This window comes from Flavobacterium aciduliphilum (genome assembly GCF_003268855.1).
Classification (GTDB): domain Bacteria; phylum Bacteroidota; class Bacteroidia; order Flavobacteriales; family Flavobacteriaceae; genus Flavobacterium; species Flavobacterium aciduliphilum.
This window is the reverse complement of record NZ_QLSZ01000001.1, coordinates 515,015-529,244: the sequence shown is the minus strand read 5'-3', so window position 1 is coordinate 529,244 and position 14,230 is coordinate 515,015. Positions and strand designations below refer to the sequence as shown.

Sequence of the window (14,230 nt, the reverse complement as noted above, 5' to 3'; positions counted from 1 at the left end):
AATTTATTAATGGAGACATCCAAAAAATATTTACTTTTCCTATCGCTACTAATTAGTCTTTTTTTAGCGTATAACTTTATTATTTATACTTCAAAAGAAGATTATGAAACAATTCATCTTTCCGAAAAAGCGTTACAAGGTGAATCCATTTGGTTAAAAAAAAATTGCAATTCTTGTCATCAATTCTATGGTTTGGGCGGTTATCTTGGTCCTGATCTTACTAATATTTATTCCAAAAGAGATGAAGCCAATATAAAAGCCATGCTAAATAGCGGTGTAAATGCTATGCCAAAATTTAATTTCAAAGAAAATGAAAAAAAAGCTTTAATTCAATTTTTGAAAGAAGTTGACCAAACAGGTTATTATCCAAATAAAGAAGCAAGTATTGAATATAACGGTTGGGTTGAAATAAAAAATAAGCAACATGAAAACAGATAAATATCCGCTCTATTTTATTTATATAGGTTTAATTTCGCTTCTTTTTGGGCTTCTTTGCGGATTATTAGCAGGTTTTCAATATGTAATTCCGAATTTTATTAAAGAAATTTTGCCGTTCAACGCTGTTCGTCCTTTGCATACTCTTTTTGTAGTCTCTTGGATATTACTTTCGGCAATTGGAGGAATTTATTATTATATAAAACCAAGAAATCTGCTTCTTATAAAAGTTCATTTTTGGCTGTTTGTTTTCACAGGAATTGGAATAATTATTTCTTTTTTATCAAAGAATTTCGCTGGAAAAGAATATTTAGAGTTTCCAAGTTATTTTTACTTTCCAATTGTAGTAGGGTGGATTTTATTTGGCATCAATTATTATAAAACCATGCTACCTTCATTTAAAAATTGGCCTATTTATTATTGGATGTGGGCAACAGGGATTGCATTTATGATTTATCATTTTACCGAAGCACATTTGTGGTTGTTACCTTATTTCAGAGATCATTTTATTCAGAACATTTCTTTGCAATGGAAATCGGGAGGTTCTTATGTAGGATCATGGAATATGCTGGTTTATGGGACATCGCTATTTGTAATGTCTAAAATAAGTAACGATGATAGTTATGCTAACTCAAAAAAGGCTTTCTTTTTTTATTTTTTAGGATTAACCAATTTAATGTTTGGTTGGGCACATCATATTTATATTATTCCATCGGCTCCTTGGATTCGATATTTGGCTTATGCAATCAGCATGACCGAATGGATTATTTTATTTTCGATAATTTATGATTGGAAAAAAAACCTATCTAAAGAAAAGCAAACCAAATTTTTATTAACATATAGATTGATGATCTTGGCAGATTTCTGGGTGTTTTTAAACATCATTCTGGCATTATTAATTTCTATTCCATCTATCAACTTATTCACTCACGGAACACATATTACAGTTGCACATTCGATGGGTACGACTATTGGAATAAATACTTTAATTCTTTTATCATCAATAGCTTATATTTTGGAAAGTGAAAATAAATTTACTTTTATTTCAGAAAAAAGAATTAGAAATGGAATTAAAATTTTCAATATTTCATTCTTTTTATTTTGGGCAAGTTTGCTACTTATGGGAATTAAAAAAGGATATTGGACTTTCTTTAGTAAGAACGAATCCTTTAACCAATTACAGGATTCATTGCATTGGATTTATATTTTATTTGTCATTTTTGGGCTCGGAATTTTAGTAGGTCTTAATATTATAGTATTTGAATATTTGAAAAACATAAAATCAATTTCTAAAAACAACTCTAATCTTTGGTGAATTTTCAATTCTTGATGAATTAATTTTTAATGAAGAAGAAAGATTTCCCAATGTTTCAACATTGTTTTTAAAATACTGAATATAGTAGTTTCCTTTGTATTCTTTATATTCAAGAAAATGAATCATTTCATTTAATTCAACATCTGAAATCAATTCAGAATGATAAGTAGTTCTTATCTCAAATGGGATTGTACTGGCTAAAAGAAGTTCAAAGGAACTTTCAAATTCGTCAAACAAATTAGACTTTGTAATTGCATTGTAACTAGGCTTTAATGCTTTAAAATCTAATGCAACATAATCTATTAGATTATCTTGTATCAGTTGCTTTACTATTTTTGAGTTCGATCCATTGGTATCTATTTTGACTAAAAAACCTAATGCTTTCACTTCTTTAATTTGCTCGACAATATTTTTATGAATTAAACATTCGCCACCGCTAAAAACTACGGCATCGAGTAATCCTTTGCGCTTTTTTAAAAAAGAAATTGTTTCAGAAAAAGTAATGGCTCCTTTTCCTAAAACAATTTCGGGATTATAACAATACAAGCAACGCATATTACAACCTGCATACCATAGAATGCAAGCTGATTTATTGGGATAATCTAATAATGTAAATGGAGTAATATTGCAAATTGGTTTAGCTAACACTGGTTTTCTCTGAAATGTACACGCTGTTTATGCTCTCCTTTTTTTCCAATATTAAAACTCTCAACTGGGCGATGATACCCCATTACTCTTGTGTAAACCAAACATTTAGTTCTTAAATGTTGATTGTGTTCTAAAATTTCTAACGATTTTGTATTCATTTTGGATTGTTGTGTTTAATTGTTATTTATTGTACTTTCTAATAAAGTTTCATTATCTAATTCCTCCAAAAGTTTTTCATCACATTTTGGACAATACTCGTGCTCACCATTTAAATATCCATGCACTGGACAAACACTAAATACTGGAGTTACAGTTATATAAGGTAATCTGAACTTGGTTAAAACCGTTTTCACAAAATTTTTACAAGCTTCGGACGAGCTAATTCTTTCATTCATATATAAGTGTAGCACGGTTCCACCTGTATATTTGCACTGTAATTCATCTTGCATCAATAACGCTTCAAAAGGATCTTGCGTGAAATCTACAGGAATTTGTGAACTATTTGTATAATAAATATTTTCTCCTTGACCTGCTTGAAGAATAGTTGGAAATCTTTTTTTATCTTCTTTGGCAAAACGATAAGTTGTTCCTTCAGCAGGTGTGGCTTCAAGATTGTAAAGATTACCTGTTTGCTCTTGAAATTCTTTCATTCTATTTCGAATATGGTCTAAAATTTCTATACACAAATCGTTGCCAAAAGGTGTAGAAATATCATCTTTATCATTGGTAAAATTGCGAACCATTTCGTTCATTCCGTTTACCCCAATTGTTGAAAAATGATTTCTAAAATGAGGTAAATACCTTTTCGTATACGGGAATAAACCTCTATCATACATCTCTTGAATAAAAATCCTTTTTTTCTCTAATGTTGATTTAGCAATTTCCATTAATTTATCTAATTGCTTAACAAATGCTTTTTTATTGCCTTCATATAAATAACCTAATCGAGCCATGTTGATAGTAACAACTCCAATACTTCCTGTCATTTCGGCACTTCCAAAAAGCCCGTTACCTCGTTTTAGTAATTCTCTTAAATCTAGTTGTAATCGGCAACACATACTACGAACGGCATTTGGTTTATAGGCACTTTCGTTTTCAACTTTATTGCCTTTTTCATCTAATATGTATTGGCTTCCAATAAAATTTTGGAAATAAGAAGAACCAATTTTTGCAGTGTTTTCAAAAAGTATTTCGGTGTTTTCGCCATTCCAATCAAAATCTTCGGTTATATTTACTGTTGGAATTGGAAAAGTAAATGGTTGACCATTGGCATCACCTTCCGTCATTACTGTGTAATAGGCTTTGTTGATCAAATTCATTTCTTCCTGAAAATGCTCGTAACGTAAATCGGTTGGTTTATCAACTCCACGCTGATTAGCTTTTACTACTAAATCATGATTGAAATTACCTTCAAAGAAATGATGGTTGTTTTTAGTTGGAATCTGATTTTTTAAATCGTCTGGAACAACCCAATCTAATGTTATATTGGTAAAAGGAGATTGTCCCCAGCGTGCAGGAACATTTAGATTATAAACAAAGCTACGAACCGCTTTCAACACTTCATCAAAACTTATATCATCTTTAAAAACATACGGTGCTAAATAAGTGTCAAAAGAACTAAATGCTTGTGCTCCTGCCCATTCACTTTGTAAAATACCAAGAAAATTTGCCATTTGTCCTAATGCTTCTCTAAAATGTGATGGAGGTTTGCTTTCAACACGACCACGTACACCATTGAATCCATCGTTTAATAATACTCTTAAACTCCATCCGGCACAATAACCTGTTAAACAATCTAAATCATGAATATGGATGTCGCCATTTCGGTGAGCGTAGCCTTCTTCTTTGGAATAGACTTTATCCAACCAATAATTAGCAATGATTTTTCCTGCCACATTATTTACTAAACCTGCATTAGAATAGGACGTGTTTGCATTAGCGTTAATTCTCCAATCGGTTTGTGAAATGTATTCTTCAATGGTTTGTGTGCTGTCAACATAGGTTGTATCATCATTTAATCCTGCTACATGTTCGCGTTGTAATTTTCTTGTATGACGATAAAGCATGAATGAGCGCATCACTGTAAAATACTCTTTTTGAAACAGAGTTTTTTCAATCATATCTTGTATTTCTTCTACAGCCCAAGTATCTTTAATGCCTATGGAAGACATAACACTGTTGAAAATACTTTCATCATAAGGAATAGTGACGCTTTCAAAACTTCTCTCAATAGCATCCTTTATTTTGTAAGATTCAAAAGGCTTGTAATCTCCATTTCTTTTAATCACGAATTTCTCCATAGTATAAATATTTTGTTTCTATGTTTATTTAATTAGTTGAGATTAAGTTTTGTTTCCATTTCTTTTGCCTTTGGAAACACGATGTTGTTTTCTAAATGAATGTGTTTGTGCAAATCTTGTTCAAATTCTTTCAGCATTGCAAAAGTCACTTTATAAGTTTCACATGCATCAGTTGGAGGATTGTAATTATTTGTGAGTTTTGCAATTTCTCTAAATCGTTCTCCTTCTGCATCATGTTCATTCATCATCATTGCAATAGGATTATTTACGGTTCCAAAATGAGGATGCGCAATAGCAGTATTCGTTTTTAAAGCGTAAAACAAGTTTTTTATAAAAAGGAATAGAACCAATTCCTCCTTTTTCATATGTTGAGCTAATTCTCCTGCAGAGGTTTTAAAATGTTCTGTGATTTTAAATAATTCTGAATGACTTTTACCATGCACTTTACAAAGTTTGTCTAGATACAAAAGCAGCGTAACTGATTTTTCTTCAACATAACGATGATGTACTTTCTCAATGTAGTCAATTAATAAGTCAATTGGCCAAGATTTAAAATCTATATCATGTGTTGCTTTCGTATTAAGAATAATATCTATTTCGTGTTGAACTTCAATTGAATCTATCCCTTTTTTGTCACATGCTTCCTCCAAAGTTATATTTCCTTTGCAACAAAAATCAATTCCATATTTTGAAAAAACAGAAGCTGTTCTGTAATCTTCAGCCACCCATTCTCCTATTGTTATGTGTTCTAATATATTCATAATATTGAAATTTAAGTTTCATCAATAATACAACCGTTTTGAAATAAAAAATTATGATTAAAATCATATTGTTTGAATAATTTGAATCGTTTCTTTGAAATTATTATTATTTATATAATTTCAAAGTATTTGTATTTGTGTGAAAAATTTAAAACAAAAAATTATAACTTTAAAAAAGCAAAAAAATGCGGTTATTTTAGCGCATTATTATCAAGAACCTGAAATTCAAGAAATAGCTGATTATGTTGGTGATAGTTTGGGTTTGTCACAAGAGGCTACCAAAGTTGAAGCTGATATTATTCTTTTTGCAGGTGTTCATTTTATGGCAGAAACTGCTAAAATTTTAAATCCGACTAAAAAAGTTATTCTTCCTGATTTAGAAGCTGGTTGTTCTTTGGCTGCTTCATGCCCACCACATCTTTTCAAAGAATTTATTGAATCTCATCCAAATCATACTGTTATTACCTATGTGAATTGTTCAGCAGAAATAAAATCTCTAAGTGATTTAGTCTGTACTTCTTCTAATGCATTAAAAATTGTAGAATCTATCCCTAAAAATATCCCAATTATTTTTGCACCTGATAAAAATCTAGGTAAGTATATTATTCAGAAAACAGGAAGAAAAATGCTACTTTGGGATGGATCTTGTGTGGTTCATGAAGCTTTTTCATTAGATAAATTAATTGAACTTCATAAAAAAAATCCTGATGCAAAAATAATAGCTCATCCTGAATCTGAAACTCATATTCTTGAAACGGCGAGCTATGTAGGTTCAACTTCGGGAATGATTAATTATGTAAAGTCTTCTCCGAGTGATAAATTTATTGTTGCTACTGAAGCGGGAATTTTATATAAAATGCAACAAGAAGTTCCGAATAAAGTTTTGATTCCTGCACCTTCTCAAGAAGATAATACTTGTGCTTGTAGCGAATGTGGTTTTATGAAGATGAATACTTTACAAAAAGTATATGACTGTTTGCTTAATGAAGTTCCTGAAATTACCATTCCTGAAGATGTCAGAATGAAAGCACTGATTCCAATACAACGGATGCTTAAATTATCCTAAAAATGATACAAACTGATTATTTAATAATAGGTTCTGGAGTTGCTGGTTTGACTTTTGCTATTAAAATTGCTACTAAGTTTCCAAACAAAAAGATTACAATTGTCACCAAATCTAGTGAAGATAAATCAAATACTAAATATGCACAAGGTGGCATTGCCATTGTTCAAAATAAGTTAGATGACAATTTTGAAAAGCACATAGATGATACCTTAGTGTGTGGAGATGGCTTGTGTGATAAAGATATAGTTTCTTTGGTCATTACTGATGGTCCAAAGCGATTAAAAGAGTTAATTGATTGGGGAACAAGATTTGATCAAAACGAAGAGGGTACTTTAGATTTAGGGAGAGAAGGAGGGCATCGTTAGCCAATTTCAGTTTAGCAGGTGGAACAAATTTAGCATTACAATACAATCATAGAATTTCAGATGATATCGATTTATTCTGTCCCGAAATTATCGGTTTAGATGGATTTAATAAAATTCAAGAAGAGATAAAAACTCGTTTCTGGAAGAATGCTAGAAATTTTGATAATCCATGTGATATAAATGATTAATACTCTTTTTTAAGATTTTTTATTGACACTGAAGATGGAACAATGATAAAAGTTGATGTTTTACAAAACATGAAACATCTTTTCGAAATTGAATCTATCAATGACATCCGATTATTCAGTAAAGCAGATATTGGTTTATACAAACTAGTTAGTTTATCCAATCGTTCTACTAAAAAAGACATCTACGATTTAGATTTTATTACTGATGAAATCAAATTAAGCAATCTCTATCAAAGTCTAAAAGATAAAGCTCAAAAATTCGACAAAGAAGAAGATAAAACAATTTTTGATTTAGATAAAAACCAATCTGTTTTAGATAATCTTGAACTTCTAATTAGTTTTGACAACATAACGGCTTCCTCAAAATTTCCAACACATACACACGATAACATAAAAATTACTGAAGGTAGTAAAACTTGGATAGAAGCTCGAATAAGTTGGCGTTCCAAAGTAAGGGCTTTGTATGACCATTTAGGAATAGATTTTCCAAAACCTAAAGGGATAAATATTTCATAATCATTATCTCATTCATCTGCACAAAAATTGCTCCTAGTCCAAGTATTCCAAGCATCAATGCTGCCGTTTACTTCATTTCACTAATTTCATTTTAGCAACTAGAATATATTCTTCGTTTAGTTTAAATTGACGATTTAGGTTTTCAATTGCCATTTGTTATACTCCTAATTTTTAAAGAAACTGCAAAAAAAATCTTCTTTATGATTCCAGTCATAAAATATAACCCTATTCAATTCAGACCTTTGGAGTATAATTTTAAATCATAACAATATGAAAAAACTAATAGTAGTATTAAGCACAGCAATAATGTTGTTCTCTTGTGGAGACAAGAAAAAAAACGATCAAGATTTTTCTAAATCATCTACTGATGCTTCTGTTGCATCCGACCCATCTTCTTACGATCCAAATAGAGGTTTAGGAAAATTTGATAAAGTAGATTTAGGCGCCACTCTTGATCAAGAAATGGCAACAGAAGGACAAAAAGTAGCAGAAGTAAAATGTACTTCATGTCATAAACAAACAGAGGAAAAATTAGTTGGCCCAGGATGGAAAGGCGTTACTTCTCGAAAAAAACCAGAATGGATTATGAATTTCATCACTAATCCTGACCCGATGATTGACAAAGATCCAGAAGTTCAAGCACAATTAGAAATCTGTTTAGTTCGTATGCCTAACCAAGGTTTAAAAGACGAAGAAGCTAGAAGTATTTTAGAATACATGCGAAAAATCGACGGCGTAAAATAAATACAAACCAAAAATTGTTTTGTCAGGTGAAAGTGATGAATTGATTTTTAAAACTAGATAAAATGAAAAATAAATTTGTAAAAGCAATTTTTGCTATTGTCCTAGGAAGTGCTTTGTTCACTTCTTGTAAGCCTAAAAATTCGGGTGATGCTGTGAGTGGTGATGCCGCTCAAAAAGCCTATGTTGCACCAGGAAAATATGATGAGTTCTATAATTTCGTATCAGGAGGTTTTAGTGGAAAAGTAAGTGTTTATGGATTACCTAGCGGAAGATTATTTCGTGTAATTCCAGTCTTTTCTGTTGATCCGGAAAGTGGTTATGGTTTTAATGAAGAAACCAAACCAATGTTAAATACTTCTCACGGGTTTGTACCTTGGGATGACCAACATCACACCGAATTATCTCAAACGAATGGAGAAGTTGATGGTCGTTGGCTTTTTGCTAATGCCAATAATACACCTCGTATTGCTCGTTTGGATTTAAAAACGTTCAAAACAACTGAAATTATTGAGTTGCCAAACAGTGCTGGAAATCACTCTTCTCCGTTTATTACAGAAAATACAGAATACGTAGTAGCAGGAACTCGTTTTAGTGTGCCACCAGACAATTCTAATGGTGATGTGCCAATTAACACTTACAAACAAAATTTCAAAGGACACATTAGTTTTGTAAAAGTAGGTAAAGAAGGGCAAATGGATTTGGCATTTCAAATTCAATGTCCAGGTGTGAATTTTGACTTATCTCACGCTGGAAAGGGAAAATCTCACGGTTGGTTCTTCTTCTCTTGCTATAATTCTGAACAAGCGAATACTTTGTTAGAAGTAAATGCTTCTCAAAAAGACAAAGATTTTATTATGGCTGTCAATTGGAAAAAAGCAGAAGAATACATCAAAGCTGGAAAAGGAAAATTGACTTCTACAAAATATGCTCATAACGTATATGATGAAAAAACACATACTGCTAAATCTGAAATCAAAACTCAAGTTCTTATTTTAGATTCTAAAGAATTGAAAGACATTTGTTATATGATTCCTTGTCCAAAATCGCCTCACGGTTGTGATGTTGACCCAACAGGTGAATACATTGTAGGTTCAGGAAAATTAGCGGCTTTAATTCCTGTATTTAGTTTTGATAAATTACAAAATGCTATCAAAAACAAACAATTTGAAGGTGATTATGATGGAATTCCTGTAGTAAAATATGAAGCTGCTCTTCACGGAGAAGTTCAAAAACCTGGTTTAGGACCATTACACACCGAATTTGACGGGAAAGGAAATGCTTATACAACAATGTTCGTTTCTTCTGAAGTGGTAAAATGGGATATCAAATCATTGAAAGTTTTAGATAGAGTTCCAACATATTATTCTGTTGGTCACTTGTGTATTCCTGGTGGAGATTCTAAAAAACCTTTCGGAAAATATTTAATTGCTTACAACAAAATCACAAAAGACAGATATTTGCCAACCGGTCCAGAATTGTGTCAATCCGCTCAAATTTATGATATTAGTGGCGATAAAATGCAGTTAATTCTCGACTTCCCTACTATTGGTGAGCCACATTATGCACAAGCAGCGCCTGCCGATTTAATTAGAAATAATGGTCAACTTAAATTCTTCAAATTAGAAGATAATACAAATCCATTTGTAACCAAAGGTGAAAAAGAATCTAAAGTAGTTCGTAACGGAAAAAGAATTGATGTTTATATGACTTGTGTTCGTTCACATTTCTCTCCAGATAATATTGAAGGAATTAAATTGGGAGACGAAGTATATTTCCACGTTACAAATCTTGAACAAGACTGGGATGTGCCTCACGGATTCGCCATAAAAGGTGCAAATAATGCCGAGTTGTTAATAATGCCAGGTGAAACAGCTACATTAAAATGGACGCCAGATAGAGTTGGAATTTCTCCATTCTATTGCACCGATTTCTGTAGTGCATTGCACCAAGAAATGCAAGGATATATCCGAGTTTCTCCAGCGGGAAGCAGCGTTCCTTTAACATTTAGTTTGGGTACCAATTTACCAGCTGTAGCAAAATAATAGTTTAGTGATTAGTGATTGGTAATTAGTGAATAGTATAAATGCTAATCATTAATTACCAATCACTATTCACTTTAATAAACAAATCAAAATGAAAAAGTCAAAAATTTCTATGTTCTCAAAGGGGTTACTTTTGATTGCATCGGTTTTATTATTGTCTTCAATTTTCTTTCCACTTTGGAGAATCGAACTCGAAGCTCCTCAATATCCTGAAGGATTAGTATTGCAATTGCACGCCGATAAATTAGCTGGCGATGTCGATATCATCAATGGATTAAATCATTATATCGGAATGAAAACCTTACACGCAGAAAACTTTTTTGAATTTTCTGTACTCAAATACATCTTTATCGGATTTGCAGTTTTAGGATTAATAATCACATTCATCGGAAGAAAAAAAACATTGTATACTTTCTTCATTTCTTTTATAGTTTTCGGAATTTTAGCGGCTTGTGATTTCTACAGATGGAATTACGAATATGGTCACGATTTAAATCCAAATGCCGCTATAAAAGTGCCCGGAATGGCTTACCAACCACCTCTTTTGGGTTACAAACAATTATTAAATTTTGGAGCTTATTCTATTCCTGATATCGGTGGATTTATGCTTATTGGAGCTGGATTGTTATTATTTATTGCAGTTTTAAAAGAATCAAAAATTTTAAATAGATTCAGAAAAGCAAATATAAGTGCAGCTTTGTTAGTATGCCTTTCAATGACATTATTTTCTTGTAATTCAAACGAACCAAAACCCATTAAACTGAATTCAGATACTTGCGATTTCTGTAAAATGACGATTTCTAATGGAAAGTTTGCTTCTGAATTAATTACCAAAAAAGGCAGATGTTATAAATTTGATGATGTTTCCTGTATGATAAAATATGTCAAATCAAATTCTGATTTAGTAGATGCGAAACTTTATGTAACCAATTATTCCAACGAAACTCAATTCATTCCAGTTGAAAAAGGGTTTTATTTATTTGGAGGAACCATCAGCGCACCAATGGGTGGAAAAGTTGCCGCATTTGACACTGATAAAAACGCTATCGGTTTACAAACCAAACTTGGAGCCGAAAAAGCTTCTTGGCAAACCATTCTTGATACTTACTAATGAAAAATTCTTGTTACATATTATTTTTCTTTTTTGTGATGCAACTTGCAGGTGCAACAACCATCCAAGTTGGAGCTAATTTTCCTGTGAAAAGTATTAAAAAAGCAATTTCTTTATCCAAAAACGGCGATACAATTGTTATAAACAAAGGAACTTACAAAGAAGGCAATATTATCATCGACAAGAAAATAGTTTTCCTTGGTAAAGATTTACCCATTCTTGACGGACAACATAAATGTGAAGTGCTTTCTGTTAAAGCGGATAGCGTTTTAGTCCAAGGAATTAAATTTGTAAATTCTGGACATAGTGCCTTAGATGATCCTTGCGCAGTTAAAGTTTATAATCGAACTTTTGTTCGTGTTTTTAATAATGTTTTGGATAATAATTTCTTCGGAATTTATCTTCAAAGCTGCAATAATTGTATAGTAAAAGACAATGTTATTGTGGCTTACGGAAAAGAAGAACAATTAATAGGAAACGGAATTCACTGTTGGAAAAGCAGTAACCTTCAAATTATTGGTAACAAAGTTTCAGGACATCGTGATGGAATTTATTTTGAATTTGTAACTAATTCGGTCATTTGGAGAAACATTTCTACCAAAAATATCCGCTACGGATTGCATTTTATGTTTTCCAACGATGATTCTTATATTACCAATTTGTTCAAAAATAACGGAGCAGGAGTTGCTGTAATGTTTTCAAAAAGTGTCAAAATGATTAATAACACTTTTGAAGAAAATTGGGGTGATTCAGCCTATGGGATTTTACTAAAAGAAATTTCGGATGGTTATATTTTTAATAATAAATTCATTAGAAATACATCGGCAATTTATATGGAAGGAACGAGTCGAATTAAAGTCGAGAAAAACAATTTTGAATCAAATGGTTGGGGAATGAAAATTCAGGCAAGTTGTATGGATAACGAAATTGTAAACAACAATTATCTCAAAAACACATTCGACATCAGTACCAACGGAAGTTTAGTTTTAAACACATTCAACAGCAATTATTGGGACAAATACGAAGGTTACGATTTGGACAAGAATGGAATCGGTGACGTACCGTATCATCCGTTGAGTTTGTTTGCCGTTTTAACCGAAAAAACACCGTCAACTATGTTGCTGTATCGAAGTTTTATGATTACGCTTTTAGACAAATCGGAAAAAGTTTTACCTAGTATTACACCTGATAATTTTATAGATAAAACGCCATTAATGAAGTCACTGCCATTATGATTGAAATTAAAAACATAAACAAAAAATTCGGAAAACTAAACGTTTTAAACGATGTTAATCTTTCTTTCAAAAAAGGGGAATGCATTGCCTTAATTGGACCTAACGGTTGCGGAAAAACCACATTAATTAAGTCAATTCTTGGAATGGTTTTACCGGATAAAGGTTCAATTGAATTCAATGGAATATCAGTTTTAGGAGCTTATTTGTATCGTGAAAATATCGGCTATATGCCACAAATTGGGCGTTATCCTGATAATATGACGATTGGTCAAATCATAGAAATGATTAAAAAAATCCGAAATTCCAATGAAGATTTAGATGAAGATTTACTCAAAGCGTTTGAACTTGAAAAAATGTTCGATAAAAAAATGCGAACACTTTCAGGCGGAACTACTCAAAAAGTTAGTGCAGTTTTGGCATTTCTTTTCAATCCAGATGTATTGATTTTAGATGAACCAACGGCTGGTTTAGATCCATTAGCTTCTGAGATTTTGAAAGAAAAAATTATCAAAGAAAAAGAGAAAGGTAAACTCATTTTAATCACTTCACATTTGTTAAGCGAATTGGACGATTTGATAACTGAAATTATCTTTATGCAAGACGGAAAGGTTCATTTTCATAAAAAAGTAGCCGACTTAAAAGAAGAAACTAACGAAGATAAAATTTCAAAAGCCATTGCTAATATTCTAAAGCAAAAGCAACCTGAAACTCGAAACCCGAAACTCGCAATTGTATCATGAATAGAATTATAAAAATTATACTAATTGATATTCTAAAAAGTAAAATAGTCTTGGCTTACACCTTGATTTTAGCAATTTTATCTTGGAGTTCATTTGCTTTAGAAGACAATTCAGCAAAAGGAATTTTGACTATTTTGAATGTAATTCTATTTACAGTTCCATTAGTTTCAATACTTTTTGCAACGATTTATTTGTACAACAGTGCGGAATTTATTGAGCTTTTGTTGAGCCAACCGATTAAGCGAAGAAAAATCTGGATGAGTTTGTTTTTCGGAGTTTCCTTATCGATGGTTTTGGCGTTTTTTGTAGGTGCCGGAATTCCGCTTCTAATTAATTCGACCGACGGAGTTGGTTTGATGATGATTGTTATTGGTTGCTTAATTTCGGTAATTTTTACTGCTTTAGCCTTTTTGAGTTCCATTTTAACCCGAGATAAAGCTAAAGGAATCGGAATTGCCATAATGACTTGGTTGTATTTTGCCTTGTTATTTGATGGAATGGTTTTGTTTTTATTGTTTCAATTTTCAGATTATCCGATAGAAAATGCTATGGTTGGAGTGACGGCTTTAAGTCCGATAGATTTAGCCAGAATTCAGATTCTGTTGCATCTTGATGTTTCCGCTATGATGGGTTATACAGGAGCGATTTTTAAAGATTTCTTCGGAACTTCTTTAGGATTAATTGTTTCATTCTTATTATTGTGTTTATGGGCAATTGTACCGTTTTTTATCTCACTAAAAAGATTTCGAACTAAAGATTTGTAG

13 protein-coding genes and 2 pseudogenes are annotated in these 14,230 nt (G+C 31.7%); 12 read left to right on the top strand and 3 right to left on the bottom strand.

The window, feature by feature from the left end:
* Positions 1-9 precede the first annotated feature (9 nt).
* Together CLV55_RS02600 and CLV55_RS02595 are read left to right on the top strand one after the other, a co-directional pair.
* Positions 10-438, top strand: a complete 429-nt coding sequence (locus CLV55_RS02600) for a c-type cytochrome (protein ID WP_112112158.1) — start codon at positions 10-12, stop codon at positions 436-438.
* A complete protein-coding gene (locus CLV55_RS02595; protein WP_112112157.1) occupies positions 425-1,750 on the top strand; it encodes a cbb3-type cytochrome c oxidase subunit I in 1,326 nt (441 codons plus the stop codon). Before CLV55_RS02600 ends, CLV55_RS02595 begins: the two co-directional genes overlap by 14 nt.
* On the opposite strand, the gene CLV55_RS02590 is transcribed toward CLV55_RS02595, so the two are convergent.
* The 3 genes and pseudogenes from CLV55_RS02590 to ric form a co-directional block, all read right to left on the bottom strand.
* On the bottom strand, positions 1,718-2,398 hold the full coding sequence (locus tag CLV55_RS02590) for an anaerobic ribonucleoside-triphosphate reductase activating protein (RefSeq protein ID WP_112112156.1): 681 nt from the start codon (positions 2,396-2,398) through the stop codon (positions 1,718-1,720). The two genes, CLV55_RS02595 and CLV55_RS02590, sit on opposite strands and share 33 nt — an antisense overlap.
* Positions 2,392-4,698: pseudogene (locus tag CLV55_RS02580) on the bottom strand (ribonucleoside triphosphate reductase). Before CLV55_RS02580 ends, CLV55_RS02590 begins: the two are co-directional and overlap by 7 nt.
* A gap of 32 nt (positions 4,699-4,730) precedes the next feature.
* Positions 4,731-5,459, bottom strand: coding sequence for an iron-sulfur cluster repair di-iron protein (gene ric / locus CLV55_RS02575; protein ID WP_112112153.1), 729 nt, complete (start codon positions 5,457-5,459; stop codon positions 4,731-4,733).
* A 139-nt stretch (positions 5,460-5,598) separates the two neighbouring features.
* On the opposite strand from ric, the gene nadA reads away from it, so the two are divergent.
* The 10 genes and pseudogenes from nadA (at position 5,599) to CLV55_RS02525 (ending at position 14,230) form a co-directional block, all read left to right on the top strand.
* Complete coding sequence (gene nadA, locus CLV55_RS02570; protein ID WP_112112152.1) at positions 5,599-6,525, top strand: quinolinate synthase NadA; 927 nt, start codon at positions 5,599-5,601, stop codon at positions 6,523-6,525.
* Positions 6,526-6,527: 2 nt separating this feature from the next.
* Complete coding sequence (locus tag CLV55_RS02565; protein ID WP_112112151.1) at positions 6,528-6,890, top strand: FAD-binding protein; 363 nt, start codon at positions 6,528-6,530, stop codon at positions 6,888-6,890.
* An 11-nt stretch (positions 6,891-6,901) separates the two neighbouring features.
* A pseudogene (locus CLV55_RS13075) lies at positions 6,902-7,078 on the top strand (nucleotidyl transferase AbiEii/AbiGii toxin family protein); the annotation flags it as partial.
* A gap of 69 nt (positions 7,079-7,147) precedes the next feature.
* Positions 7,148-7,594 carry a hypothetical protein gene (locus CLV55_RS02555; protein ID WP_146739520.1) on the top strand — a complete coding sequence of 149 codons (447 nt, stop codon included), beginning with the start codon at positions 7,148-7,150 and terminating at the stop codon, positions 7,592-7,594.
* Positions 7,595-7,864: 270 nt separating this feature from the next.
* A complete protein-coding gene (locus CLV55_RS02550; protein WP_112112149.1) occupies positions 7,865-8,338 on the top strand; it encodes a c-type cytochrome in 474 nt (157 codons plus the stop codon).
* Positions 8,339-8,400: 62 nt separating this feature from the next.
* On the top strand, positions 8,401-10,380 hold the full coding sequence (nosZ, locus tag CLV55_RS02545) for a Sec-dependent nitrous-oxide reductase (RefSeq protein ID WP_112112148.1): 1,980 nt from the start codon (positions 8,401-8,403) through the stop codon (positions 10,378-10,380).
* A 91-nt stretch (positions 10,381-10,471) separates the two neighbouring features.
* Positions 10,472-11,491, top strand: a complete 1,020-nt coding sequence (locus CLV55_RS02540; RefSeq protein ID WP_112112147.1) for a nitrous oxide reductase accessory protein NosL — start codon at positions 10,472-10,474, stop codon at positions 11,489-11,491.
* On the top strand, positions 11,491-12,726 hold the full coding sequence (locus CLV55_RS02535) for a nitrous oxide reductase family maturation protein NosD (RefSeq protein WP_211306475.1): 1,236 nt from the start codon (positions 11,491-11,493) through the stop codon (positions 12,724-12,726). Before CLV55_RS02540 ends, CLV55_RS02535 begins: the two co-directional genes overlap by 1 nt.
* Complete coding sequence (locus CLV55_RS02530; RefSeq protein ID WP_112112145.1) at positions 12,723-13,466, top strand: ABC transporter ATP-binding protein; 744 nt, start codon at positions 12,723-12,725, stop codon at positions 13,464-13,466. Before CLV55_RS02535 ends, CLV55_RS02530 begins: the two co-directional genes overlap by 4 nt.
* Entirely contained in the window at positions 13,463-14,230 is a 768-nt protein-coding gene (locus CLV55_RS02525) for an ABC transporter permease subunit (RefSeq protein WP_112112144.1), read from the top strand. Before CLV55_RS02530 ends, CLV55_RS02525 begins: the two co-directional genes overlap by 4 nt.

What these genes read in the sequence shown, in the direction of transcription:
- CLV55_RS02525 (WP_112112144.1), top strand. Translation starts at nt 13,463, where the DNA reads ATGAATAGAATTATAAAAATTATACTAATTGATATTCTAAAAAGTAAA.
- CLV55_RS02565 (WP_112112151.1), top strand. Translation starts at nt 6,528, where the DNA reads ATGATACAAACTGATTATTTAATAATAGGTTCTGGAGTTGCTGGTTTG.
- ric (WP_112112153.1), bottom strand. Translation starts at nt 5,459, where the DNA reads ATGAATATATTAGAACACATAACAATAGGAGAATGGGTGGCTGAAGAT.
- CLV55_RS02600 (WP_112112158.1), top strand. Translation starts at nt 10, where the DNA reads ATGGAGACATCCAAAAAATATTTACTTTTCCTATCGCTACTAATTAGT.
- CLV55_RS02530 (WP_112112145.1), top strand. Translation starts at nt 12,723, where the DNA reads ATGATTGAAATTAAAAACATAAACAAAAAATTCGGAAAACTAAACGTT.
- CLV55_RS02550 (WP_112112149.1), top strand. Translation starts at nt 7,865, where the DNA reads ATGAAAAAACTAATAGTAGTATTAAGCACAGCAATAATGTTGTTCTCT.
- CLV55_RS02540 (WP_112112147.1), top strand. Translation starts at nt 10,472, where the DNA reads ATGAAAAAGTCAAAAATTTCTATGTTCTCAAAGGGGTTACTTTTGATT.
- CLV55_RS02595 (WP_112112157.1), top strand. Translation starts at nt 425, where the DNA reads ATGAAAACAGATAAATATCCGCTCTATTTTATTTATATAGGTTTAATT.
- nosZ (WP_112112148.1), top strand. Translation starts at nt 8,401, where the DNA reads ATGAAAAATAAATTTGTAAAAGCAATTTTTGCTATTGTCCTAGGAAGT.
- CLV55_RS02555 (WP_146739520.1), top strand. Translation starts at nt 7,148, where the DNA reads ATGAAACATCTTTTCGAAATTGAATCTATCAATGACATCCGATTATTC.
- CLV55_RS02535 (WP_211306475.1), top strand. Translation starts at nt 11,491, where the DNA reads ATGAAAAATTCTTGTTACATATTATTTTTCTTTTTTGTGATGCAACTT.